Source organism: Microvirga sp. GN3 (assembly GCF_055792825.1).
Map to the genome: position 1 here is coordinate 1 of NZ_JBVVAK010000017.1, position 23,668 is coordinate 23,668.

Genomic DNA, 23,668 nt, shown 5'->3' on the forward strand with positions numbered 1-23,668 from the left:
TCCACGCTTCCTTCAGACCCCACCTCGCGGTGACGCCCTTGCGCTTCGCTAACCCTTCGCCGCCATCAGGCTGGGTAGAGGACTTGCACCTCCAAGCTGTCGAACATGCTCGGCACACGAAAAAGGCCCGGTGCAAAAAGCACCGGGCCTTCTCTTTTCCTCAAAGGGGGCGTTCGAGGATCAGAACTTGTAGTTCAGGCCAGCGCGAAAAACCGTGAACTTGTTGTCTGCCTTTGCGGTGAAGGTGTCTTCAGCCAGGATGTCGGTGTCTCCGGTGTAGGTGCTGGTGATCTTGGTGTCCTCAAGGTCGACGTAGAGGGCTTCGCCACGAAGCGTGAGGTTGTTGGTCAGCGCGTACTCGGCGCCGCCGCCGATGGTCCAGCCAAACTTGGTGTCGGACTCGGTCCCAGCCCAAACGTCGGCCGGACGAGTGGCGCTGGTGGTCAGCGTGTTGGTCGCGGAGGCGTCGATCGAGCCGTAGGCTAAGCCGCCGGTCGCATAAACGAGGAAGCGATCGGCCGGGACGAAACCGACGCGGGCGCGGACGGTGCCGAACCATTCGAGTTCTGAGCGAAACTCAAGAGATTCGTCGGCAAGGCCGGTGGCGAGAGCACCGAAGGACTTCGTCTCCTGGTCGGCATAGTTGATGTCAGCCTCAGCGCCGACCACGAACTTGCCGATCTGGTAGTTGTAGCCGACCTGCGCGCCACCCGTGAATCCATCGCCGCCGGACGTATTGAAGCCGCCGAAAGTAGCGTCGTTGAAGAAGAAGCCTTCCGACCCAGATACCGACACATCGTCGCTGTTGTTCCAGCCATAGCCGGCGTTCACGCCAGCGTAGAAGCCGGTCCAGTTATAGCCGGAGCCGACGGCGGTGAAGGCCGGGACCGGAACTGGCTGGGACACGAAAGGCAGATCCGCTGCAGCAGCGGGCAGAGCGAACATTGCCATGGCTGCGCAGGCCGCGAGCGAAAGGATAGAACGATAACGCATGTCAACCTCAGTGTGACTGTTAGAGGAACGTTTCCGGCCCGGGGCATGGTGCCGGGATAGCAACTGCGGGAGATTTGTTGAGCAGCTGGCTATGTCGAGCGTTCAGGGAACGCTTTTTTGGGGTTTTCAGATTGTCTCTGGCAATTTCCTATTGGGAGATAAGATTAAGCTGTCCCAAGAACGTTTCGCGCAGCGATAGTCCGTTCGTGTTCCCGGACTGCGAGCCACCGTGAGGTGGCCACGAACGTATGCATCAGGAGAATGCCGACGGCGAAGACCGGAGGCATGTTGAAGCCGTAAGGAACGGCGGCCAGAATGAACGTGAGAGCATAGAAGGTTCGGTTCTGGTAGAATTCGACATTCCGGCGGAGGCGCTTCAGGGCGTCCAGTTTACCGAGGTTCTCCTTCGCTGCCATCCGGCTTTGCATATATCGGGCGCGCCAAGCTCTATAGAGATCCTGCTTCCACGTAATCCGCTCCAAGCCAACGGCGTGAAGAAGAGAGCGGCGTTCCGGGGAACGGAACAACCCTGCAAGAGCAATAAGCGCCAGGATGCCCAATGTGAGCCATCCAGCCAGACCGGCAAGGTTGAGGACGAGCAGCAGAGCTAATGCCACCCGTTCCTCAATTGCTGCCGAGACGGTCCTATCGTCAATCATCGATGTAGTCATGTTACGATTCGCAAACTCTCGTTCGCCCGATTTGCGTCTTATAGCAGCAATCCGAATTAAAGTGCATACCCGACTGCCATTTGGGTAAACGAGAGGTCATCATTGGCAGGCTGCGGCGGCTCCTCGAACTGGTTGAGGTCCGATGAGACTAAAGGGACTTCGAGGGCAACCTCCTCGATGCCGTCTTGGATTGCCTCGTCGGAGGTGGCCACCGGGCTCTCTGCCTCGCCATCGTCCTCAGCATCGTCAGTGGACGCGGCCTCGGCCGCCTTCTCGGCGGCGAGCTCTGCCTCGAGGGCATCGAGTTCAGCCAGCTTTTCGAGCAGGACTGCCTCCTCGGCGAATGGAACGCCAAGGCGGTTCTTGATCTGCTCGATCTTGCGCTGGTTGCGCTGGATTTCGTCCTCGTGGCGGTAAAGGAGGCGTTCCAGTCCACCGACTTGGTTCAGTCCACGGGTTGCGATGCCACCAGGGGCGAGGTCCTGATCGAAGGGGTACGTGACGATCGGGTCAGGATCTCCGGGGAGGTCCATATACACTTCGGCACTATACTTCGTGAAGTTCGTGGGGCGGATGCCGACGAACAGGATCTTGAAACCGGCGAGGGTGCCGATTTCACGGTTCCCGACGGTCTGCCGGTTCACATACTGTGCAACCGATTTGATGATGGCGTTACCGAAAGCTTCGCGCTTGTCGTATACGACACCGTCGACTGTACCGTTGAACTCTCCGGCCGGAACGGGTTCCCGCTGCTTGATCGCCTCCCGGACAATATCGACCGTCGATGTCGAGGACTCTATGGTCTTCTCCGCCCAACGCCTCTCGCTGCGGAGTTTACCCTGTTCAGAGTTGTGGGCCTGGCGTAGACGCTCAAGGCGTTCAACGTCAGCTCTGAGGCCGGCTACGCGCATATAACGCTCATCGCCGGACGCCAGAGCGGCAGCCATCTGGAAGGCGGAGGCCTCGGAGACGTCATCCATGCTCCGGATTGAGTCGTCGCCGTTCATAGCCTGCTCGATGAACCTCGCCTTGCGGGCGTTCATGCCCCACATGGTGGAGTCATAAGAGCCTTTTGTCGCATAGGCACGGATACGAACCGAGCTATTCTGGTTGCCTTGACGCTCAATGCGACCCTCGCGTTGTTGGACCGAAGCCGGGAACCACGGCGCGTCGAGATGGAAAAGGTCATAGAGGCGCTTTTGGACGTTCACTCCTGTTTCCATATCGCGTCCGCCAATTAGTATCCTCTTTTTGCCTTCGCGCAGCTCTGCGAACAGGCGTTCTTTTTTGGCATGCTGCTTGTGATCGCGCATGAAGGCGATGTGTTCCGGACGGACTCCCCCCTCAATCAGACGCTGCTGAATCCAGGCTTTCATGTCGAACCCGCGATTGATCGCGGATTGCTCGCCCAAGCCAATGTCCGTGAAGATGATGGAGGTTGCTCCCTTCAGTGGTTCGGGTTTCTTCGTGACCGGATCGAAGAACTCGAAGTCGGCGGTCTCGTGGTAGGAGTCGATGGCGTCACTGAGCATCCGATTGAGTTTGCTGTCCGGATCAGCCGGCCAGTTCGGATCGACGAAGCGCATATCGATGGCTGAGAAACGCCCATCGGCGATCACGGTCAGGATGATGTCGTCGCCCTTCTTCGGGGCGCCGGAACGATTGCGGATCGCCTTGATACGGGCTTCGAGCTCTTTCTGATACTCCTTATAGCCCGTGGGGACTGGCGTCACGACGATCTGGCGTTGACCACCCTCAATGAGTGGGCGTTCCACCAGTTCACCAAGCTGTTTGCTGGACAGGATGTCCATGAAGCTACGCACACGGCGCATGAGCTCCGGCACGTTGTAGAACTTGGCGAAGCGGCTGACGATCTCGTAGCCCCCGGCGGCGTTCTGCTCGAAGCCGGCAACGATGTCACCATACTGGGCCGCCCATGCATCGAAGCTGCCCAGACCGTCGGCTTCCAATTGGGCGGGCTGGAAGAACCGCTGCACCGTGAACAGTTCGCCCATGGTGTTTGTGATAGCGGTACCCGACGCCATGACCAAGGCACGGCCCTTATTATTCCGGCGGAGGTAATCGACCTTCATGAACAGGTCGAGCGCCATCTGAGATCCAGCCGGGTCGATGCCTTTGATGTTTCCTTGGTTCGTTGCGAAATCCAGCTTCCGGAAAGTGTGCGCTTCGTCCACGTTTATGAAGTCGACGCCGAGTTCCTCAAAAGTTAGGACCTGGTCCTTCTTGTCCGAGGCGAGACGGGCTTCGAGACGGCGCTCAAGGCCCTCGATGCGCCGCTCGATCTGTTTGCGGGTACGACGGTCTGAGCTTTCGACATCCTGGAGCAGCCATTCCCACTCGCGAATCTGGTCGTCGATGAACTCCTTATAGAATTCGTTGCTCATCCCGATGCGCCCGAAAGCGGAGTGCGTGATGATGATGGCATCCGGATTGTTCAGAGCGGCCATGGCCACGAACCGACGGCGGTTGTGGGTATGGAAATTGTATTCGTCGGCCACCAGGATGTTCGCCGCCGGATAGATCTCGAGGAATTCCCGCGAGAACTGGGCGAGCATGTGGTTGGGAACGACGAACATCGGCTTGGAGATCAGTCCAAGACGCTTCTGCTCCATCGAGCCGGCGATCATCTCGAAGGTTTTTCCTGCACCAACGGAGTGCGCTAGGTACACGTCACCCTGCTGGATGATCCGCCAGACGGCCCGCTTCTGGTGGGCGTAGGGCGAGAACCTGAGCGAGAGGCCCGGAAGGGTCAGGTGTGAGCCGTCGAAGACACGCGGCGCGATATTGTTGAAGTTCTCGTTGTAGTAGGAAACGAGACGCTCCGTGCGATCAGCATCGGTCCAAAGCCACTTCTGGAAGGCTTCGCGCATCTTTGTTGCAATGTCGTTCGCCTTCTCGGTGGCTTCCACGTTGACGGTCGAGGAGCCGTCCTCATGGCGATCCACGATCTTGATCTGCTTGCTGTTCAGCAGGGCCTGCAGAACGTCGGAAGATTCCATCCGGTCGAAGGTCCATTCGGACACGGCATGATGGTGGCAGGTAACCGTCCAGGTCCCGAGGGATGCCGTATAGACAACCTTCATCCGGTCGCCGATGACCTCCTGAGCGAACTCCTCGATGTCGGTGGTCGGGATCCAGTTGACGCCAAGTCGGACCATGATGTCCGTGGCCGCCAGCGGCTTGGGCTGCACCTCCATCAGGGCTTCGACGTTCCGCTTATAGCTCGGATCGAGGCTGCAGGCCGCCATAGCGTCCTTCATCTTCTGGACCACGTTCCCGGACAGGTATTCGTCTGCCATGACCCACTGGCAACCTGCCGGATCCTTGAAGATGGAGGTTCCCAGGTCAGCAATCACCTCATCGCGGCTCAACTGGGCAAGACGTGCCACGTCATCGACGTCGAGCCGGCCGAGGCGGTTCAGCGACACGAACAGGGCATCCTGGGTCGTGTTGATGGCGGGCTCTTGATCGCGCTTAAGCACCCGGCCCTGTAGAACCGGCCCGCGGCGGATTTCCCCATCTTCGGCGATGGTCTCCAGGGCGTACGCAAGTGCGCCTTCGGCATCGATCCGGATTAGGGGATCGTTCTTGAAGCGCTTGGTTTCGGTGATGGTGCCATCGGGGTTCGACCGTTCGATCACGGTGTACTGGAGGATCCGGCCATGGGATTTGACGAAGGAGTCATAGGTCTCGTTGAGGCGAGCCAGCGAGAACTCCCAGTTTCCATCGTTGAGCTGGTCTGCCTGAGCCTTCTTCAGGGCATCACGGAGCTTGATGTAGCCCTTGAGCCAGAAGAGCTCGCTCGGGCGCAGATCGATAGGTTTTCCAGACGAGTTGAATCGTTGGGTCAACGGCTGTCCGATGCCGTTCTCGAACTGCATGACGGTGCCGTCCTCAGAGAGGTACAGGCCACCAACCTTACGGTTGCTCGGATCCAGATCGATTGTCGGGCCGGTGGCCGCGGTCGAGGAGACCGAAGAGGTTTTGGGGCGCCGGGTATAGATGCCCTCGGGCAGGGTCTGAATAGCCGCCTCGAATGCGTCCTCAATGGTGACGTCGGTCAGAGGATCGACAGAGTATTCCACTGCGCGATGCATCGATCCACTGACGCTGTGGCGGCCCAGAACCATGTTCGGGTTGGAAACGAAATACTCGTTGATCTCGAAATCGTACCCTTCGACTTCGATCTTGGCGGTCTCCATCCAGTCGTTCAGGTGGATGATCGGCTCACCAACGGCTTCGCCGCGCTCGTTCGTGCGGTAGAGGGCAGCGCCCATGCTGGTCCGGCGCACCTTTTCACCAGCCCTGCGCTTACGTAGGAAGAGAACGTCGGTCACGACCTGGGTGCCGGCATTCTCCTTGAATGCGGTCTGGGGTAGGCGAATAGCGGCCACCAGGTCGGCCCGCTCGGCGATGTAGCGGCGGGCCTTGTCGTTCTTCTTGTCCATCGTGCCCTTGCTGGTGATCAGGACAACGATGCCTCCCTCGCTCACGCGATCAATGGTCTTGGCGATGAAGTAGTCGTGCAGCAGGAACGACTGCTTCTTGTACTCCGGATCGTTCAGAACTTTGGTGGAGCTGAACGGCGGGTTTCCGATAGCGGCGTCGAAGAAGTCACGCGGCAAGGCGGTCTTGGCGTAGTCGCCTGTAATGATGTGGCTGCGGGGATAGAGGATACGGGCGATAGAAGCCGAAACAGCATCATACTCGATGCCGGTATACGTGCTGGCTGCGGCCATATCCTCGGGCATGAGGCCATTGAACAGACCGATACCCATACCAGGCTCTAGAATCGAACCGCCACGGAAGCCCAGACGGTGCATGCCCTTGAAGATCGCGGTGATCACCGCCTCACTGGTGTAGTGGGCATACTGGGTGGTGCGCTTGGCCTCCTGGTACTCATCGTCCGTGAGAAGCGCCTTCAGGCGATCGGACAGCTGGTACCAGTCATGGCGGTAGCCGACGCCGAACATGCCGTTGGCGATCTCGCTGGCGCCCCAGCCTGTATACTTGGTGAGGAGGGACTTCTCCTCATCCGTGGCTTCCCGTCCCTCGGCAGTGATGGCCTTCGCGAGTTCGATGATCTCGATATTGCGCTTAGCCGTCTCTTTCCAGGAGCCTTGACGCTTCAGTTCACCGGGCTGGATACGGTAATTGCGCCGGCCGTCGATCTCGGGCTCCGGCGCGATCGCGACGAGGTCCTTTTCTTCCAGGACGGTATCGATGACGACATCGCCAACAAAGGGGTCGGCATTCTCTACGACGGTTTCGGGGGTAACCACGGGTTCGGCGGTTTCGGTCTCGGGAAGCAGGGCTTCACCTGCATTCGTGGACGCCGCCTCAGGAGAGGCGCCGACTCCCTGCTGCTCGACCTGCAAGGGCAGGGGCTCGGTGACAATCTCGATCCGCTCGGCAGCTGGGACATTCTCGTTCGCCGATGCAAGCTGCTTTACAGCTTCAAGGTCCTGAGGCTTCACCAGGCCGCGCTGGATCCTGAGTGCCCCCTTCTCATCGATGCCGACGAGGGCGCCGGAGACAGCGAGCCACTCGGCGGGGATTGTGACGGCCGGCAGAGGGGCAGCAAGTGAGAGATCCGGGGAGCGATAGGGGATCATATCCCAGGCGGCGTCCGGTGCGGTTCCGGTGGTAACCCACTTCCAGCCTTCAGCCTTAACCTGGCCAGAGACGGCGTTGAGCTTTCGCGAAGCCAGCTGTACCAAAAGCGAGGAGTCCGAAACGGTGCCATTGCCGGGTTCGCCAAAGAGATCGCGTTGGACGAAGCCGCCGGCAGCCTTGTAGGCGTCAAGGCCGACGAAGCCGACAAGCCGGTGGCCTTCGGAAATGCCCATGGGGCTGAGGATGAGGCGAATTTGGTCTGGTTCGGCCGCCCACTCGTTGAGGGCGTGGAAAATGACCTTTTCCTGGGCCTTGAAGTCCGAAGTGATACTCAACGCCTCAATTTGCTCGAGATCGAGATGGCCCTGCCGGAACAGCGCGATGATCTGGGGAGCGACGGTTGTGAGCTGAACGCGGGAGCGGGCCTCCTTCAAGGTGATCCCGAAGCGTGTGGCGATCTCGCTGATATTCACGCGCTTCGAGCGCGAAAACTCGCGGCACTCGTCGATCTGATCCGCGAGGTTGATCGCGACGTTCGAGGCATCTGACATCATGGACAATCTCATTCGTTTGGCTTGGGCCGAAGGCCGCTTGGCCGAAGCCAGCGTTTGGGGGTTTTGATGTGGGAAATTCCAACGTCTGAATTGGCTAAAAATAAAAAAGGCCCAGGCGCTTAGCGCCCAGGCCTCATCTCAGGTCTGCAAATGAAACGTTTGGTGATAAAAAGAATCAGGCGGCTTCGTGGGAGACGGTGCCTAATCCTCAGAAGGGGCGTTCCGCTTTGCGAGCGCGAGGGCTGCCCTGACCGTCGCCAAGGTCTGCTGGGCGAGGCTGTCCTCCTCAGGCTCCTCCGTGAGATCACTCAGAAGGTTCTCGATCTCCTGTTCGGCATCCTGCAATGCTGCCAAGAGGACCGGCGAAGCTGCCATCTGGGTGGCGGTCTGGCCTGAGGGGGTTTCCAGCGGCTCCAAGCCCTCGACAGGATGGTACTGGACCTCCGCGACGATCAGATCGCTATTGGGATCGCGGATGATGAATGAGTCGCCATTCCCCTCGATGATGAAAGCCTGCTCGGACAGATCGGGAGTGATGTTTCCGTCAGACATTGACGAACCGATCCAGCTTCAACTGCCGGAAGCCGTTGGGAGCGCGGTCGCCTTTTCTAAGACTGGCAGAGACCCAGGTTCCTTTCGAGGTGGCCTTTGCCTTCTCGACATACTGTTCGACTGCTGCCGATGCGTCGGCAGCAGTCCGGATCTCCACGTTTTCCCGCGGGAGAGGCGTCTCCTCATTGCAGAGACTGAAATGGATCGAATTGAAGCCCGACCCGTCGGAGGACGCGTTCTGGGAGGAAAGGATGAGTGTTGGCATAGAAGTGTACCGTTCCCTTACTGGCCCGAGGATCAGACGTTGACGTAGCGATCAAGCTTCAGGGCCTTGAACCCACGGGGAGCACGGTCGCCACTCTTGAGGTCACCGAACGCGTGGGCCGGCTTCCCATTAGCAGTCACATGCTCGCAGTAGGTTTCGAATGCGGCCTGGGCATCGGCAGCAGATGTGATCGTCACCGACCGGTCGGGGAAGGGGATCGTCTCGGGAAGGCGGGCAAGAGCCGTACGAGGCGCGCCGTGCGGTCCCTCGGCCGGGAAAGCCTGGAAAGTCTTCAGGATCAGGGTTGCCATGTGGCTGTTCTCCTATTTTTGGGGATTGGAACAAATTCTGTCCGGCTCAGGATTGGCTGAAATCCTGCGGAATCAGGCGAATTTGGGCGAACTGCGGCTTTTGGCTGAAGGAATGCCGCATTATAGTGCACAACGGCCGCTTTTTATTTCGGCTACGCAAATCAGGAGAGAACGTTGCGCTATCTCGCTTTGGCGACCGTTGCGGTTGCCAGTATCGTTTCTACCGGGGCATATGCTCAGTGCCGCCCCGTACCTGTGCAAGTGAGCGTGCAGACTCCTGAGCCGCAGGTTGTAATAAGTTCCCCAGCCAACGTCGTGGCTGCCGCGTCAGCGCAGCAACAGATCCGGACAATGTCTGGCTGGCATATCAACGGGTTGGCCCAGGCCCGACCAAGCTATGATCTTAAACTGCAGGGTGAGGTGATGCAGGATTGCTATCGACCCCGTGGCGTGGCTGTTACCCTCGGGTTCAAGGAGCCGATCCAGGTTTTTATCGCGGCGAAGTATCGACCGGGAACCTGCGAGTATGAAAACATTCGGCAGCACGAGATGCAGCACGTCCGGATCTACCGGAATTCAATCACGACCTATGCGGGTAGGCTGCAGTTCGACATCAACAATGCGGTGGCTTCGCTGACGCCACAACAACTCAGCTCCCCCCAGGCCCAACAGCTGTCCTTCAATAAGGTTGTTGAGGCGACAGCGCGGGTGTTCGACCAGATGATGGAAGAGTCCCGGCGACTGAATGGTTCGTTGGATACGGCTGAAAACTATCGGTACGAGCAGGCGCGGTGTTCAAATTGGTAGCGGGGTCAACTAAGGATTCCCGCTATAGTTCTCGATAGTAGCCGTAAAGGGTTTGGCGGAGCCGTTTCCGTCATCCCAAAATTCTCCCTGGTCGCACACATTTGCTATGACGTTGCGGAGCATCGTCTGCTGGGCTGCGGAAAGGTCCATCGGAATGCGAGCGGGGTAGGCCTGCTCCTCGACCGCTTGGGAGAGCCAGACGCGGGCTGCTTCCAGGTCTTCAAAGTCGGGAGAAGCCTGGAGCCCATCGTCCTTGAGGACGTCGAGCATGCCTTCCATCATGGAGAGGATCGCCGTTGCTTCTTCCTCGGAGGCCAGGACGAGGAGGGGAGTATCAGTCGCGGAGATAGACATGTCCTTAGGCTGCTGCTCCACGGGAGGCATCCTCGTTTGCTGCTGACGGTACTTCCATCTCAGGATAGAGCGATGGAGTCGAACCGGTTCGCATCAGATCACCCGAGGTCATATCGAAAAATTCGATCCACCGGCGCATTTCAGGACGTTCGGATATGTCGATGTCGGCCACTGACGCCTGCCAGGACACGAGGTTTTCAGGGGCGATTTCGATGATCATACGGACCTCTTCCTCGGGCAGGAGACCTTTGTCGACGATGTATTCCGTCATCGATCCAGGTCGAGGAGTTGCACCTCGCATTCCGAGAATCGGCTTACGCCAAAGCCCATCTACGGCGGTTAGGCGGGGCTTCGCCCTTGCCTCCATCAGAACGATCCGACGGAGCAAAGGCTTCTCTAGATCATGGAGTTCATGTGCCTTCGTCACAGGGCAGAAGAAGCAAGCGCTTTTGATCGGAACTGGCAGGCCCGCCTTTTTAATTCGCTCTATGCAGTCGGATCTGTGCCAGCCGAGCTCCCGGAGGGGATATCTGTATTCATAAAGACTATCTGTGGAACCTTCACGTTCCCTGTAGCGTTTTTGATCGGCAGGGCTACAATCATAGCCAATAAGCTTGATTACCCTGCCCCCAGCGGCCCAACACCGCCGCGCAGGCTCCCAACTATTCGCCCATTGGTCCTGCGGCTGTATCTTCCATTTCTGAGAACAACTTCCATAGCCAAAGGTTTTACTTGGAAGCGTGCCATTTGTAAGACAATTTTCCTCTAATGTTCTATAAGGAGGGAAGTTCTTATAGTTTTTGGGCTGGTATTTGACGACAATCAGCGGCACGCCGCGCTTTTCAAGCCATTCTTTGAATATCGGGAGGTATTGGTAGGTTTGCGGCCGTTCGCTGCCTGTGTCAGCAAACAGAGCTACGTCTACGCGCTCTCCCTTTTCGACAAGCTCCACAAGCATCGCTACTGAATCGACACCAAGTCCGGCCGCGGCCATCACAGGCGAGGTGTTTTCTGCAAAGAAATCTAGCTGCGGCGGGCGTGCCGTCATTTCAATCATCGGAAATTCCAGAATGGGGAGTGAGGAGCGTCAGGCAGCGGCTAGAGCTGCGCTTACCGGCGTGATTTCCTGGTTCTTCTCAGGGTCGATGATAAGACCGAACTTTGACCGGCCATCATATTCAGCCTCGGTCAGGAGGAAGGTTCGCTCTTTCCGATTGAGCCGACCGGAAATGCGATCAGCACCGAGAACAGCCGTAACCTGAACCATGCCGGCGGGAGCGCTCTTGGCCGAAACTGTGACCCATTTGTCCTTAGTGGCGTCAGCGAAGGCTTGCTCTTGGAGCCGGAAGCTGTCGGTGACCGCAAGCACTTCTCCAGTCACAGCCATGTACTCATGCGGCATGTAGTTGATCAAGGTTCGCTTAGCGTCGCGCCGGTCCCGTGTGGTAAACAGGTCGGGGAAGTGGTGGGCGACGATCGCCCAGCAGACATCTTCCTCGTAAAAGCCGGCTGAGTTGCGCCAGGCTTCGTGGACTGTCTGGTTTCGCTCCTCATCGAGAACCATATAGCCGTGACCCGGAGTGTTGAATTTGCAGACGCCATCAGCGTACTTGTATCCATAATCCGCCGCGCCGTCCGGGGTGTGCGGGCGGTTATTCCCGAAAGAGATATATTCGCGCGTGAGGGATTTCAGCTCGACGCCGGCCAGATGAATGAGGCGTACCTCCTCGCGAGCGTCCTCCAGCGTGTCAACAAAGGCGAGTTGGTACCAGTAGGGCTTGCTTTGTAGCACTCCTTCTTCGAGGCGCTGAACACGGAACCCGGGATATGCACCCGACAGCTCAACAACTCTCAGGGTGTAACCGGAGTCTTGGTTTGAGGACTGTTCGATCTCGTGCTCGCTCATAGCCGCTCCTGCTTTTGGGGATTAGGTTCTGTTTTTCTCCAGAATGGCTGTTGGAAGGGAGTTCAGTCCGCTTTAAGTTGAAGCCTTCTGCGGGCGAGCATTGCTCGTGGCGTTTGAATGGGGCAGGGGCAGGATGATTCTAAAAGCAGGAGCCAAATGGGCTGCGGCGGTGGCTGTCGCCTGGAGTTTTATCGGCGCATTACCAGCGACAGCAGCAACGATCGGAAGGGTCAGCCCGAACTGCTTCCAGTTCGCCGAGTGTAGCGACGCCAGCGACCACGGGATTCTGATCAGCGGCGAAATCGTCAAGGGCGACTATTATAAATTCCGTGCCGCGCTGGCGGAAGGGAGGTCCGTTCCGACGCTGCTGTATCTGCGATCCCCAGGAGGAGACGTTAACGAAGCGCTGCAGATAGGTCGTCTTGCGAGGGAACTCTATCTGGAGGCGATTGCCCCTGCTCAAATTGAAGAAGGTAAAGGCGTCTGCTTCGAGAATGATACAGCGACAATGAAGCGTAGCGGCCGCAGACGCCCCGGCCCCTGCGTTTGTGCGTCTGCGTGCTTTTTCATCTACGTCGGCGCGGTCAGAAGAAACGAAGCAGCGGTCGGCATACACAGATTCTATATCGACCCCAGTGCAAATGCGAAGCTCACATTGCAGGAATCGGTCAACAGGATGCGGGCCGTGAGGCAGCCTGTCGTCAACTATCTTCAGGAAATGGGAGTGCCAGGTAAGTACGTAGACATCATGTTCGCGACATCGTCTCGAGAGATATATGTTCCAACGACGGCCGAGATACGGTCAGACTTCCTAGGCTACCCGCCCGAGATCATGGAGTGGCTTATGGCTCGGTGCAAGACCGGCAGTGATCGTGAGGCTGCTGAAGTCTTGCAGAGGAAAGGTTTGCTGGCCGCGCTCAACAATACCTGGGAGCGGTCGGGATGCCTTGCAGATGCTATGGCGGGAGACCGGATAGCTCGGTACAGGCAGTTTAGACAAAGCTATGATCAGTTTGAAGGATTTGAGCCAGCTAATCCGAAGGCAGAGTAGGAAGGACCCGGCAAAGGGCCGGGCCCGGCCTACTGGATCCGATACGACTTGCCCCAGGTCCAGGGACTGGTGTAGCCGGCGAGGAGATCGTCAGGATCCTCGACGATCTCGAGGTCCCAGTAGGGATCCACATGGGTGTCACACACCCGTGTCACGTCGGATTCGACGGTTGGTTTCACCCGAGCTGCAACTTTCCCATCTGTCTTGATGTCGTGGGAGTTGTCGTCCTTGTAGGCTATGATCCATTCCGGATGGATCACCGTTCCAAGGACAGCCTTATAATCGGCGATTGCCCTTTGCTTTGCTTCGGCCTCTGGGAAAAGCGGATCGTCGCTCATTGGATCTTCTCCAGTTCACCGCGGAAGACACCCTTTTGCTGGCCGTTGTCCCAGTTCACGAAGACCATGTTCTTACCCGGATCGCAGTAGACCGAAGGGCCGCGGCCAGTGGCGACCTTCCCAACGGTGCCGAGAGTGTCCTTGGGAACACCAGCGAAGAGGGCGGTGCAACGGACGCGCATTCCGTCTTGAAAGCGTGTGCGGGTGTCAGTCATGGGAGCTGGTCTCCGAGTAGATCACGAAATCGGACCAAGTCTGGCCGTCTTCGGTGTGCCAGAGCCCGTCTTTGAAGTGCGCAATCTCCCGGTCTCCGTCGGGGCCGACCCGGATGGTCCCATAGGTAGCCTGGACGAACTCAAAGGGACCATGGTTCTCACTGAACCGGTCCTCACGGCCGTACTCAAAGCGAATAAAGCTGCTGGGCTTCGTCTCTGCCGGCGGTTGCTCCTGGGCGGACACCTGGCGAACGAGGTCGCGGAGCTTGAAGTAGATCTCGTTACGACGCCAATCGTCCTCCGGTACGTTCTCGATGAACCACCAGGTAGCTTGGAGTGCTCGGTTGACGGGAGAAAGGCCGGGGAGATTGGATAGCCCGGCTAAGAAGCCGTTAAAATCCCGCAGGCTGTCTTTGCGAAGCTTGTCGAGGAATTGCTGAACTTCGTCCTTCGGATGGTCGTTCAACACGAGAACGAGCTTATCGCGGAGGTCCTCAGGGATCTCAATGACAGGGTTGCTCACACCTGATCCTTTGAATTTTGGGGTTTGAGGGAATTTGCGCTCGAACAAGAAAGGCCCGCAGGATTCCTGCAGGCCCGATCGTGAAGCGCGTTGATATGCCAGCCTTAAAGCTGCGAGTTGCGCGGTTTGCGGTTTCGCGGCTTCGGCATGGGACGGATGGTGTTTAAGAGATGCTCTTGGCCGTCAGCCGCGCGAAATTTCCAGCAGATCCAGGCGTTCTCGGGGTTCGGTTTCCCCAGGGAAGCATTTAGTCGATTGAGATTGTCGAATCGTTGGCCTTCAGGAGTTACCCACTGACCACCCTCGGCTTTGGCTCGATAGGTCTTCCCTTGCCAAACGCGGGAGATCTCGAAGCCTTCTGGGAGTGTTAGCCCTGTACCGGGATCGCGATATCCGACAGGTCTATCCTGAGCGAAGTCGACAGGGGAGCCGAGTTTCAGAAGGCGGCGGAGAAGGACGTCGGCCGTCACCTGGCTGTGATTGGTGAGTTTCCGCAGGGCATCGGCCACCTGACTGGAGACAAGCAGGGTTTCGTTCGCAGCCTTCTGTCCTGGATCATCTGGGGTGAATATCGGTGGGACGGGGTCGCTCGAAGGAGCTGGTGGCTGGGGAGCCAACTGTCGCCCCAGATTGTCGGTCTGAGTAGGATCGAGGAGCTTCTGTAGCTTGCGTCTGGAGTGCAACGCGACTGCATCACCGCTGATGAGCCCATGATAACAAGCAAAGGTCATGGCTGCGTGAAGGTCGCCGATTTCTTCTTCGATCCGCTGGCGGCCGGACTTCTTATGATCCGGGGTGTCCATACCGAAGCAAAGAGCATTTCCGGCGACCTGGCTGAGTTCCCCGGCCTCACTGAGGATCTTGCCGAGACAGTATGCTTCGACGCCAGTGACCCTGGCAACATCGTCAGTCATGTGGGCCCTAGAAGGTAGTGTGAGGCGGCTTATGCCGCCTCACCGAACAACGACATCTGCTGGATGCTTGCTTGTTGCTGACGAGCAAGGAGGCGAGCCTTGAGGTCAGCACCCCAGGCACGATAGATCGGCGGCGGTTCCTTGATCATCGACGCAACCACGATGTTGGCGTGTACCAGTGCCTTTGCGACCCCAGGACAGACCGAGTTGCCGATCATACGTGTCTGCGACGTACGGGTCAGCGGCTTACCGTCGTGGAGGGCCTCGAGGATGTAGTCATCCGGAAAGCCTTGGCCACGTGCGAGCTCCCGTGGGGTGAGCATACGCAATCCGATATCAACGACGATGTGAGTCCCCCCGACGGTGACCACCTCCCGGTCGTCCCAGCAGCCGAACTCCCGAAGGAAGTCGGCGACCTTGCGAGCCTTCTCCATGAGCTCGGGAGAAAGCGGTGGGATACCGCCCTTTACATCGGCCAGGCCAAAGCGATCGCGGGTCGTGATCGTATGGACAGGCTCCGTAACAGGGGTGTCCTGGTCTGACCCATAGTAGGCGACCAGGGACGCGCCGACCGTCCCGATGTGGTTACCTTGGGCCGTCGCGGTCGGCATCGGATCATTGGCCGCCGAAGAGCGCATGTCGGAGCCCTTCATGTTGATCACATGAGGAGCAACCATATGGGTCTCGACGACACCGTGGCGGGGAGCGCCGGCCATGACCGTATGGATCGGCTCGTCCGGCATCTGGCCGATGCTGTTCTCCTGAAACTTGGTCAGGTGAGCAGCAACGACGCTCTGGGTGCAACCCTTGCCGACGATTGTGGAAAGCGGTTCCTCCGGAGAATGACCGATCATGCCGGTATTGTTCTGCGACAGGAACGTGGCGATCAGGCCCGTCTTTCCGCCGCCGCCGGCTGTTGCGGTGCCGACCGGCTCATCCGCGGCAGAACCGACAGAGGCACCGAAGTGGCGGACCAGCGAAACGGCAGCGAGGGAGCCACCGTTGGCGTCAGGAACAATGGTCGGCCCAGGACGGTCAATCGGGTAGGTGCGGGGCTCCTGCCCGGCACGCTCGCCGTAGCGAGGCACAAGGTAGGGCGCGATGATTGCGTTCTGGTCTTTGCGGCTGGCGGTGACCGTATGGAGCGGCTTCTCGGGCGAGCGATTAAGTCCGCCCTGCTGGGCGTATGTCATCACCGGTGCAACGAGGCCCATCGGAACGCCGCAACCAGGCCCCTTCTCAAAGCTGTTGGCGGTGACCGTCGGCAGCGGATCATTTGCGGCCGAGCCGACGGCGCCGTTGCGGAACTTCGTCATGAAAGGCTGAACAAGCGCCTTCTCGCCACGATTGGCTGCCGTGATGGTCCGCATCGGATCGTCGACGCTCTCAGACCGGTCGCCACCCTGGTGAGTTAGGGAGACAAGGAAAGGCCGCTCGGCATCGATTACGTACCGCTTAACGCCTTTGGCGATGCGAGCTAGGGTCGCACGCTCAAGCGGACGTTTTGTCTGAATGCCGGTTTCCTCCTTGAACTGGAGGGCCTCGGCCTTCGACATGAAGATCGACGGGCAAGGACGCTCCCAATCGATGATCTCAGCAGCAGTTCGCCAGGGGAGCAGTCGACCCGACTGAACATCGGCGCTCTTGGGATCGCCATGCGTCGGCTCCGGCCAGACAATCGGCTTGCCGTCGCAACGGGCGACCATGAAGAGCCGCTTCCGGATGGTCGGGTCGCCAAAGTCACAAGCGCGGAGCTCTTTCTTCTCGACGCGGTAGCCAAGGCGCTCAAGCTTTGACACCCACTCTGCGAACGTCTGCCCTTTGCGCTTTTCGCACGGGCTTCCGTCAGCGTTCAGCGGTCCCCAATCTGCGAACTCTTCGACATTCTCAAGCAGAATGACCTTCGGACGAACAACCTTAGCCCAACGAATAACAACCCAAGCCAAATCGCGGATGTTTTTACTACGCGGTTTACCGCCCTTAGCTTTTGAAAATGACTTACAATCTGGGCTGTACCACGCCAAACCTATGGGATTACCATTGGTATACTTTCGCGGATCTACACGCCAGATATCATGCCGGACGTGAACTGTCGAGGGGTGATTGGCCTCGTGCATCGACAAAGCCTCGCCATCGTGATTGATGGCAATGTCAGGCTGTCGCCCAAGCGCCATTGCGATTCCGGTTGAGGCTCCGCCGCCACCAGCGAAGGAATCAACAATCAATCCTCCGACCAGGGCATCGAGTGCAGTTTGGTGGTGCTTGCGATTCTCATACAAGGTGAGAGCCGGACGATCACTTGATGCGGCAGCATCGTCATTGGCAGGAGTGCCGGTCGAGTCGTCGGTGCAGTTGATTGTTGCTGCGCTGATTGCTTCCAGAGCAGCAGCGTTTGCAGCGAAACGAGAATAAGCAGGATTGTTCCCGGACATTGAGAATCCTCAACGGGTTAAGGCGACAGCCGATTTTTATGTTGGGGTTTTTAGATTTGGATCTTCTGGTTAAGTCAGAGGAGAGGAAGCACCTTCCTCATATCCTCTTCGATCCGGTCGGCGAGTTTGTCGTCCTTGCGATGCAGGACAAAAGCCGGGTGGTAGGTTGGGATCAGCGGGGCATCGCAGGCGCGCGTGCTTAACGTCTGGCCGCGGTTCTCGGTTAGACCCTCGAGGTGTGCCATGCCCCATAGGGCTGTCGATCCCATTGCCAGAATGGCTTTGGGCTTCATGTCGCGGAGCAATCGCCAAGTGGCACGAAGGTCACTTGCGAGGTCTTCAAGGAGATAACGGCCGCGATAAGCGGGCAAATTCGGATTTGCGATAGTTTGATCGAGGGTGAAGAAATTCAGGATGTCGTTATTACGACGTTTTCCATCCTGATTGGCGCTCCATGCGGGCTGGTGCGCAAAGCAATTTGTGATGAGAGTTTCCTCGCGCTTGATCCCAACCCGATCCAGTAGCTTGTTCAGTAATTCGCCAGCAGGCCCAGTGAATGGTGCGCCATTGATGATCTCCTGCCGTCCTGGCGCCTCGCCGATGATCGCTAGACCATTCCAGGAGGAGATCGGCAACTGGGGTCCGATTGGACCTGCCAGCGTTCCGGGCGGGAGAGCATTGCGCATGGTTCTATGGATCCTGTCACCAGGGCGTCGATCGTCGTGTCGATCTCGCCCCTGATGATCTGAAGAGGTTCTTTTCGGGGTTTGCCACTCGATTTGGCTTGCCGCGGTTCATGGTCAATTCAGTGGACTGTGATGGGGGACAGAAGGCCTTTGAAGTTGAATGCCTTCTCGACCGCCTGATCGCTAACGAATGGCTCGACCTTCGGATTTCCAGCCACAGTGCGAATGGGAAAGTAGCCGGTCATGCTGCTATGCCCGGTGTAAGCTCCCATCACCACAACCAGATCACTGGCTCCGGTGCTAGGGTCCTCGAAGTAGGCCGGGGTCACAATCGCGTAGGATGTCGCCTTGTGAACTCGCAAGATCGACGCATAGCTGTCGCGCAGGTACTCGTTAACCGTTTCCTCGTCATCACAACTGGAACTGATCTCCTCGACCAGGTCCGACGCGACGCTGATCGATCGGATAACGTCCTGGGGATCGAGCATCAGCATCGTATGCTGCAGTTCGTGTTTATTCTGCACAAGCTCCAGCACCTTTTCGGCCGCGCCGGATACTAACTTTTTCAATTCGGCGTCGTCGGCCATCAACAAACTCAAATCATAAATCGTTGATGTCGAAAATGAACTTTTATGCGCAACAATTCAAGCTTCTACAGGCTGGTTTAAGCAGCTATGCCAAGGGAAATCGGGATAGGATCAAATCGGGTTTCCCTCCAAAGCCGAACTAACAGTTCGGCTCGCTCGCAAACGATGGCATTCCTGAGGATCTCGGCCCGGCTATGGGCGCCAATGCGCCTCAGGATAGCTTCAGCTGCGGCTTGCTCTGAAAGGTCAGGCGAGCCCGAGACCTTTGCAATCAGTCCAGCCGGGTCATGGTGCTTCCCAAGCCAGAGGCGGAATTCGTCCTCTTTGCAAAGAAGGACAATCCTTTGCATTGTCTTGCGGCGCTGCTCTGGAGCGTACCCAGTGTGGTCGACATCATCAGTTGGGTCGGGTTGTGCCGAGATCCTGATCTGCGTTCCTCTTTTCGCATAGAGGATCTCGTCGGAAAGGGAATTCGGAAGCACCGCGAAGGCGAGTGAAACCAAACCGTTGCCGAGGTCGCTGATCGGCAGCCGCTGCGCTTTCGTTACTCCCATGACCGGGGCAGCGTCATCGATCACCGCGACGGCGAGCCGAAAGTTGCTGCGCGCTGGGGCGAATTTCAGGTCATCGGGAATGTCAGCCGGTCGGGATGCAACGGTGAATGAGAACAATCCGTCGCCATTATCCTTTGTGGCGCGTTTCTCGCCTAAGAAAACGTGGGTAGGCTTATCAACAAAAATGGCCGGGTTTGACCGGCCATCTTGGGATGGAGAGAGATAGTTCATCATCAAGAGCACATCCTCTGTGATCTGTGCCCCTGGTCCTCGCCTAATCGAGACCGAAATCTCGACCTCTCCTTCTGCCGAGGGCAGGCATGGATGGTTCGTCCATGCGCTCTGCCGATCCGAACATTTTGAGAGCTTGATCGATGACGCTCCGGGGATTTTGTTTTGTGCCGAACGGGAGATAGTCCTCGAGCTCTTTTACCTGGGACTTATTCTGAGAAACGGATGCCTCGTGTCCAGCTGGCGATGGTTTAGGAACCTCCGCTCCAAAGAAGTAGGAGGAGGCGTCCTGGCGGACGTAATTACCGACTGATGTGAAGCCCATATTGTCAAAGAGCTTACCGGCCGCTCCGAAAACGCTTGTTCCGGCACTGGAAACGGTCGAACCGATGGCCTGGCCTACGGCCGTCTCGCCAATACGGTCGGACAGCGACTTTCCAGTGATTGCATAAAGCCCGAGGTCTACAGCATCGTAAGCGAGTAGGGCTGTGCCGACACCTGGGATCATTCGCGAGCCGGCCTTCGCGGCAAACCGAGCGGCGACCTTTGAGGAGACCTTGTCCGCAGCCCATTCCGTGGCTGACCCTACACCCTGGGAGACAACACCGAGGGTGGCATCCGATACAGTCTGTCGATCCATCAGCATGATCAATCCCTTTCAGGGCCGGAGTAGCGCCTTGGCGGGGGTAACCGCCTCAGGGGGGCCGCGATGGCTTTTGGCGGGGGAGGCAAACTTGCAATGAAGGTATCGATGGCCGCGGGATCGGCAGGGGCAATCTCGCCGTCCTTCCCCTTGGGGGAGGATTTGGCGTGCTCCTTGTGCGAGGCGTATCCGGCTTTGAGCCCACGGATGAACCCAGCCGCTCCTGCGAAAGCCATATCGGCAGCCTCTGTATTCAGTTCTTGGGAGGCGGAGTTCAGGTTATCCCTCCCGAGTTCATTTGCTGAGAGCGCAGCCTCCTTCAAAGCCCGGCCGACCTTGCGCGCCTGATTTCTCATCGTGTAGTCGGGTCGGGAGCCGGTTCGGTTACGATCATTGGCCCCTGACTTGCCACGAGTATCGTTGGACTTGTCCTCCGAAGTCGGCTCTGCGACAGCGGTTCGAAGTTCCGGCCCGGTGGTCCCGCTCTTTGGCCCGTCTCCGAAGAGCTCCGGAATCCGCGCCGGGAGATTGTGCCTGGTCTGATTGATCTGATCTTCGAGGCTATCGTCATCCATCGCAGGCGCTCCTTTTATCTCGCGCCCGTTATATACCACGGCAATCCGAATTAAAACATCAGCCGCCGAGCTTATGAACCTGAGGCGAGCTTGCCATCAGGGGTGCAAGGAGGGTCCGGCGTTTGGCACTTGATGACCTGGATAGGGCGACCCGAAGCTGGTTCCGTTCATCAATGATGACGCATTTTTCGCGAGCTCGGGTGATCCCGACATTGATCATGTTGCGGTCCAGCATGTTGGCGTTACCAGGATCGGCGACTATGATACTGGTGTTAAATTCCAATCCTTGCGACTTGTGGAAGGTGATGCAGTAGGCCTTGGACAGGGTACCTGCAGCCCTGAGGTCGAACTCGGCGACAACGCCGGCATCGGTCACGACGCTGATCGTGCCTGAGCTGATGTCGGCGATGGTTCCCGTTTCACCGTTGAAGAAGTCCTGATCGCGATCATTTTTGAGTTGCATGACCCGATCGCCGACGGCGAACTCCCGTCGACCGGTGATAGCGTCGTTGATCGCTTTGGTGCCGACCGGGCCCTCATGACGGGCCGTAAGGACCTGGACATTGTCAATGCCAACGGCGTTCTTGGCTGCGTGCCATGCCTTGGTCACAGCCAATAGGGTGTCTTTTGGCCCTATAGTCTGGGTATAGAGGATGTCAGAACCAACCAAGGGCATAAGGCCCTTCATCACCCGCTTACCTGAACTGGGAATCGTAGATCCTGCTCCCGAGCGATGATTCGTGTTCAGGATGACAGAGGGCACCGAGCCCGAAGCGAGAAGGGCCTCGATCGGCTTGCCTCGGCCAATCGGCGCAATCTGTTCTGCATCGCCGATGATCACCAGCCTTGCTGACGGGCGCAGAGCACGGAGGAGAGCAAGCACAAGGGAGTTTCCGATCATGAAGGCTTCCTCAAGGAAGATCAGTCCTTCATCGAGTGGGTTCTCCTTGTTTCGCCCGAACGTGCCGTCGAGGTATTCAAGCCTATTGTGGAGCGTATCGGCGGCCAATCCGGTCTTTTCGTGAATCGTTCTCGCGATCCGGGCGGGGAGGGAAAGACATAGGGGAACAAGCGTCTGGTCCGCCTCCATCAGGATAGAGGCAATAATCTTGATGATCGTCGTCTTTCCTGTCCCTGGACCGCCCGAAATGATCGTTGTGCGGTGGGTACAGGCTGCCATGACCGCGTCAACCTGGCTGTCGTCGATCTGCGGGATACCCAGGCGCGTGGCGTGGCGGATCACATCGGCGGCCGTGACGCGGAACGGCACCGTACCAAGGCGTTGCTTTATCTCATTGGCAATCGTGGCTTCCTCATAAAACACTCGATTGAGCATTGCCCGCCGGACGCCGTGCAGACTGAGTTCCACGATCAGGCCTGTTTCAACAGCCTGGCGCCACCCCCACTGGATTTCCTGGGTGGATGCGCCTGAGGTCGTCGCCATACGGTCGAGAATGGTCAGACTGTCGGCGAAGGTGTGGCCGGCCCGTTCGAAGTGATCAAAGGCTTCGAGGATCGCGGCCCGGAGCATGCAGCGCCGGTCTGCGCTTTCCGCGGTTCTCCGCCAAAGACGAGCGGCCTTTTCAAAGGAGATGGCGTCGATCTCGGCGAAGAGGCGAAAGGGATCAGTAGCGAGGACGAAGGGGAGCCGCCCTCCATAATGAGCCTCCAGCGTGTCCTGCAGCTTTGGGCTGATTCCGCAAGTATGGAACAGGATCTTTCGGGCTTTGTGCGATAGCCATAGTTCGGGCTGGTCGAGATCTTCGTAGTCTCTGGTGTCCTGGCAATAACGGTCGATATCAGCGCGTGAAAGCCTGATGTGCATTTCGATCCTGAAGTGAAGAGATGGTTTTAAGGCGGGCCTGCGTCAGGCAAGCCGGCTGTCTGACCTGGGAGTGAGATAGGTGATGATAAGCCCAGTCAGGAGGAAGAAGACGGTTACGACGGCGACCGCAACGGTGAGCGGGACGAAGCGAGCGAGCACAACGATGGGTGCGGTGATCACTGTTAGGGTGACCAGGCCATTGAACAGGAACCTCATCCAGTGGCGAACTTCCTTCATAGATGCTGCGATGAAGATAACTGCGAGCACCACTACGAGAAGAAGAATGATGGGGTATCGCTCGTTGATGGGAAGGAGTGTGCCGACGACGTACCTCGCAATGAAGTCAGGCAAGTACGGGGCGGCCAACTCGACGAGGAAAATGAAAGCGAGGGAGGCGCTTTTAAAGCTGTTGGCAATCGCAAATGGTGTGCCGCGCATGGGACCAACCCTTTTGGGTTTTTATGTGTGCTTCAAACCCGACGTTTATGGTAAGAGTTATACCGACCTTCTAACGCATTGCAAATCTTGATTTGCGAATTTGAGTTCCCCCAGGTGGTCGAAACTTTCTCATGGAGCTTTGTCGCTGATGAACGCCGTAACAAAAATTAGAGCCGCCCAGGATGAGCCAAAAACGAAGTGCAGCGTAATCTTCCTTAGGAACTCTGACGGTGCCCCTTTCATCCACCACTTCGAGATCTCGGAGCGCGAAATCCAACAGGGGCGTATTTACGACTATATCCTCGCGTGCTGGGGCTCTGTGGCCGACTATCAAAACCTGAAACCGGCACTCTGCCGCCGTGAGGAGCCTACTGGTGACGGGTTCCTGGTGACCTACCCGAGCCTTTGCCAGTACGTCGAGCGTAAGCTCCTTGAGGAGGAAACTTCTCGGACTCACAAGGCATAGAGGATGAGCTGGTTCGAATCCTCCGGCACCCGGGACAGACGATTTCGCCACCGATCTGAACTAGCCCTGTTAGGCGTGATCGGGGTGGTTGGTTACCTGGCTCTGACATTCTTGACCTCAACTGGAGGCGAGCTGGTGAT

The 23,668-nt window shown here is 57.9% G+C and carries 23 protein-coding genes; 2 read left to right on the forward strand and 21 right to left on the reverse strand.

The window, feature by feature from the left end; all coding sequences use genetic code 11:
* Nucleotides 1–180: 180 nt before the first annotated feature.
* The 6 genes from ACS5Q1_RS10780 to ACS5Q1_RS10805 all read right to left on the reverse strand — a co-directional run bounded on the left by ACS5Q1_RS10780 (nucleotide 181) and on the right by ACS5Q1_RS10805 (nucleotide 8,983).
* Entirely contained in the window at nucleotides 181–993 is an 813-nt protein-coding gene (locus tag ACS5Q1_RS10780; protein ID WP_473098164.1) for an outer membrane protein, read from the reverse strand.
* A 164-nt stretch (nucleotides 994–1,157) separates the two neighbouring features.
* A complete protein-coding gene (locus tag ACS5Q1_RS10785; protein WP_473098165.1) occupies nucleotides 1,158–1,652 on the reverse strand; it encodes a hypothetical protein in 495 nt (164 codons plus the stop codon).
* Nucleotides 1,653–1,720: 68 nt separating this feature from the next.
* A complete protein-coding gene (locus ACS5Q1_RS10790) occupies nucleotides 1,721–7,855 on the reverse strand; it encodes an Eco57I restriction-modification methylase domain-containing protein (RefSeq protein ID WP_473098166.1) in 6,135 nt (2,044 codons plus the stop codon).
* Between the two features lie 201 nt (nucleotides 7,856–8,056).
* A complete protein-coding gene (locus ACS5Q1_RS10795; RefSeq protein ID WP_473098167.1) occupies nucleotides 8,057–8,407 on the reverse strand; it encodes a hypothetical protein in 351 nt (116 codons plus the stop codon).
* Nucleotides 8,400–8,672 (reverse strand): hypothetical protein, encoded by a 273-nt coding sequence (locus tag ACS5Q1_RS10800; RefSeq protein ID WP_473098169.1) that lies wholly within the window; start codon nucleotides 8,670–8,672, stop codon nucleotides 8,400–8,402. Before ACS5Q1_RS10800 ends, ACS5Q1_RS10795 begins: the two co-directional genes overlap by 8 nt.
* A 32-nt stretch (nucleotides 8,673–8,704) precedes the next feature.
* Nucleotides 8,705–8,983: a hypothetical protein gene (locus ACS5Q1_RS10805; protein ID WP_473098170.1), complete on the reverse strand. Its 279-nt coding sequence runs from the start codon at nucleotides 8,981–8,983 to the stop codon at nucleotides 8,705–8,707.
* A 174-nt stretch (nucleotides 8,984–9,157) separates the two neighbouring features.
* On the opposite strand from ACS5Q1_RS10805, the gene ACS5Q1_RS10810 reads away from it, so the two are divergent.
* Complete coding sequence (locus ACS5Q1_RS10810) at nucleotides 9,158–9,790, forward strand: hypothetical protein (RefSeq protein ID WP_473098171.1); 633 nt, start codon at nucleotides 9,158–9,160, stop codon at nucleotides 9,788–9,790.
* Nucleotides 9,791–9,799: 9 nt separating this feature from the next.
* Here ACS5Q1_RS10810 and ACS5Q1_RS10815 read toward each other — a convergent pair whose 3' ends face one another.
* The 3 genes from ACS5Q1_RS10815 to ACS5Q1_RS10825 are packed head-to-tail and all read right to left on the reverse strand — an operon-like array spanning nucleotide 9,800 to nucleotide 12,050.
* On the reverse strand, nucleotides 9,800–10,165 hold the full coding sequence (locus ACS5Q1_RS10815; protein ID WP_473098172.1) for a hypothetical protein: 366 nt from the start codon (nucleotides 10,163–10,165) through the stop codon (nucleotides 9,800–9,802).
* The gene (locus ACS5Q1_RS10820; protein ID WP_473098173.1) at nucleotides 10,149–11,201 is read right to left on the reverse strand and encodes a hypothetical protein; all 1,053 of its coding nucleotides are present in this window, start codon (nucleotides 11,199–11,201) and stop codon (nucleotides 10,149–10,151) included. The genes ACS5Q1_RS10815 and ACS5Q1_RS10820 overlap by 17 nt, the downstream gene beginning before the upstream one ends.
* Before the next feature lie 30 nt (nucleotides 11,202–11,231).
* The gene (locus ACS5Q1_RS10825) at nucleotides 11,232–12,050 is read right to left on the reverse strand and encodes a DUF7007 domain-containing protein (protein ID WP_473098174.1); all 819 of its coding nucleotides are present in this window, start codon (nucleotides 12,048–12,050) and stop codon (nucleotides 11,232–11,234) included.
* Nucleotides 12,051–12,156: 106 nt separating this feature from the next.
* Between ACS5Q1_RS10825 and ACS5Q1_RS10830 the strand changes: the two genes are divergently transcribed.
* Entirely contained in the window at nucleotides 12,157–13,101 is a 945-nt protein-coding gene (locus ACS5Q1_RS10830; RefSeq protein WP_473098175.1) for a COG3904 family protein, read from the forward strand.
* Between the two features lie 29 nt (nucleotides 13,102–13,130).
* Here ACS5Q1_RS10830 and ACS5Q1_RS10835 read toward each other — a convergent pair whose 3' ends face one another.
* From ACS5Q1_RS10835 to ACS5Q1_RS10890, 12 genes are all read right to left on the reverse strand, one after another.
* Complete coding sequence (locus ACS5Q1_RS10835) at nucleotides 13,131–13,439, reverse strand: hypothetical protein (protein ID WP_473098176.1); 309 nt, start codon at nucleotides 13,437–13,439, stop codon at nucleotides 13,131–13,133.
* Nucleotides 13,436–13,654: a hypothetical protein gene (locus ACS5Q1_RS10840; RefSeq protein WP_473098177.1), complete on the reverse strand. Its 219-nt coding sequence runs from the start codon at nucleotides 13,652–13,654 to the stop codon at nucleotides 13,436–13,438. The genes ACS5Q1_RS10835 and ACS5Q1_RS10840 overlap by 4 nt, the downstream gene beginning before the upstream one ends.
* The gene (locus ACS5Q1_RS10845; RefSeq protein WP_473098178.1) at nucleotides 13,647–14,177 is read right to left on the reverse strand and encodes a hypothetical protein; all 531 of its coding nucleotides are present in this window, start codon (nucleotides 14,175–14,177) and stop codon (nucleotides 13,647–13,649) included. The genes ACS5Q1_RS10840 and ACS5Q1_RS10845 overlap by 8 nt, the downstream gene beginning before the upstream one ends.
* Nucleotides 14,178–14,281: 104 nt before the next feature.
* Nucleotides 14,282–15,091: a hypothetical protein gene (locus ACS5Q1_RS10850; RefSeq protein ID WP_473098179.1), complete on the reverse strand. Its 810-nt coding sequence runs from the start codon at nucleotides 15,089–15,091 to the stop codon at nucleotides 14,282–14,284.
* A gap of 29 nt (nucleotides 15,092–15,120) precedes the next feature.
* Nucleotides 15,121–17,523 (reverse strand): DNA cytosine methyltransferase, encoded by a 2,403-nt coding sequence (locus tag ACS5Q1_RS10855; protein WP_473098180.1) that lies wholly within the window; start codon nucleotides 17,521–17,523, stop codon nucleotides 15,121–15,123.
* 74 nt (nucleotides 17,524–17,597) lie between these two features.
* Complete coding sequence (locus ACS5Q1_RS10860) at nucleotides 17,598–18,158, reverse strand: uracil-DNA glycosylase family protein (protein ID WP_473098182.1); 561 nt, start codon at nucleotides 18,156–18,158, stop codon at nucleotides 17,598–17,600.
* A gap of 170 nt (nucleotides 18,159–18,328) precedes the next feature.
* On the reverse strand, nucleotides 18,329–18,796 hold the full coding sequence (locus tag ACS5Q1_RS10865) for a hypothetical protein (RefSeq protein WP_473098183.1): 468 nt from the start codon (nucleotides 18,794–18,796) through the stop codon (nucleotides 18,329–18,331).
* A 77-nt stretch (nucleotides 18,797–18,873) separates the two neighbouring features.
* The gene (locus ACS5Q1_RS10870) at nucleotides 18,874–19,584 is read right to left on the reverse strand and encodes a hypothetical protein (protein WP_473098184.1); all 711 of its coding nucleotides are present in this window, start codon (nucleotides 19,582–19,584) and stop codon (nucleotides 18,874–18,876) included.
* Nucleotides 19,585–19,624: 40 nt separating this feature from the next.
* On the reverse strand, nucleotides 19,625–20,227 hold the full coding sequence (locus tag ACS5Q1_RS10875; protein WP_473098185.1) for a hypothetical protein: 603 nt from the start codon (nucleotides 20,225–20,227) through the stop codon (nucleotides 19,625–19,627).
* Nucleotides 20,228–20,229: 2 nt separating this feature from the next.
* A complete protein-coding gene (locus ACS5Q1_RS10880; RefSeq protein ID WP_473098186.1) occupies nucleotides 20,230–20,799 on the reverse strand; it encodes a hypothetical protein in 570 nt (189 codons plus the stop codon).
* Nucleotides 20,800–20,857: 58 nt separating this feature from the next.
* A complete protein-coding gene (locus ACS5Q1_RS10885; protein ID WP_473098187.1) occupies nucleotides 20,858–22,624 on the reverse strand; it encodes an AAA family ATPase in 1,767 nt (588 codons plus the stop codon).
* 42 nt (nucleotides 22,625–22,666) lie between these two features.
* Nucleotides 22,667–23,062, reverse strand: coding sequence for a hypothetical protein (locus ACS5Q1_RS10890; RefSeq protein WP_473098189.1), 396 nt, complete (start codon nucleotides 23,060–23,062; stop codon nucleotides 22,667–22,669).
* Nucleotides 23,063–23,668: the final 606 nt, after the last annotated feature.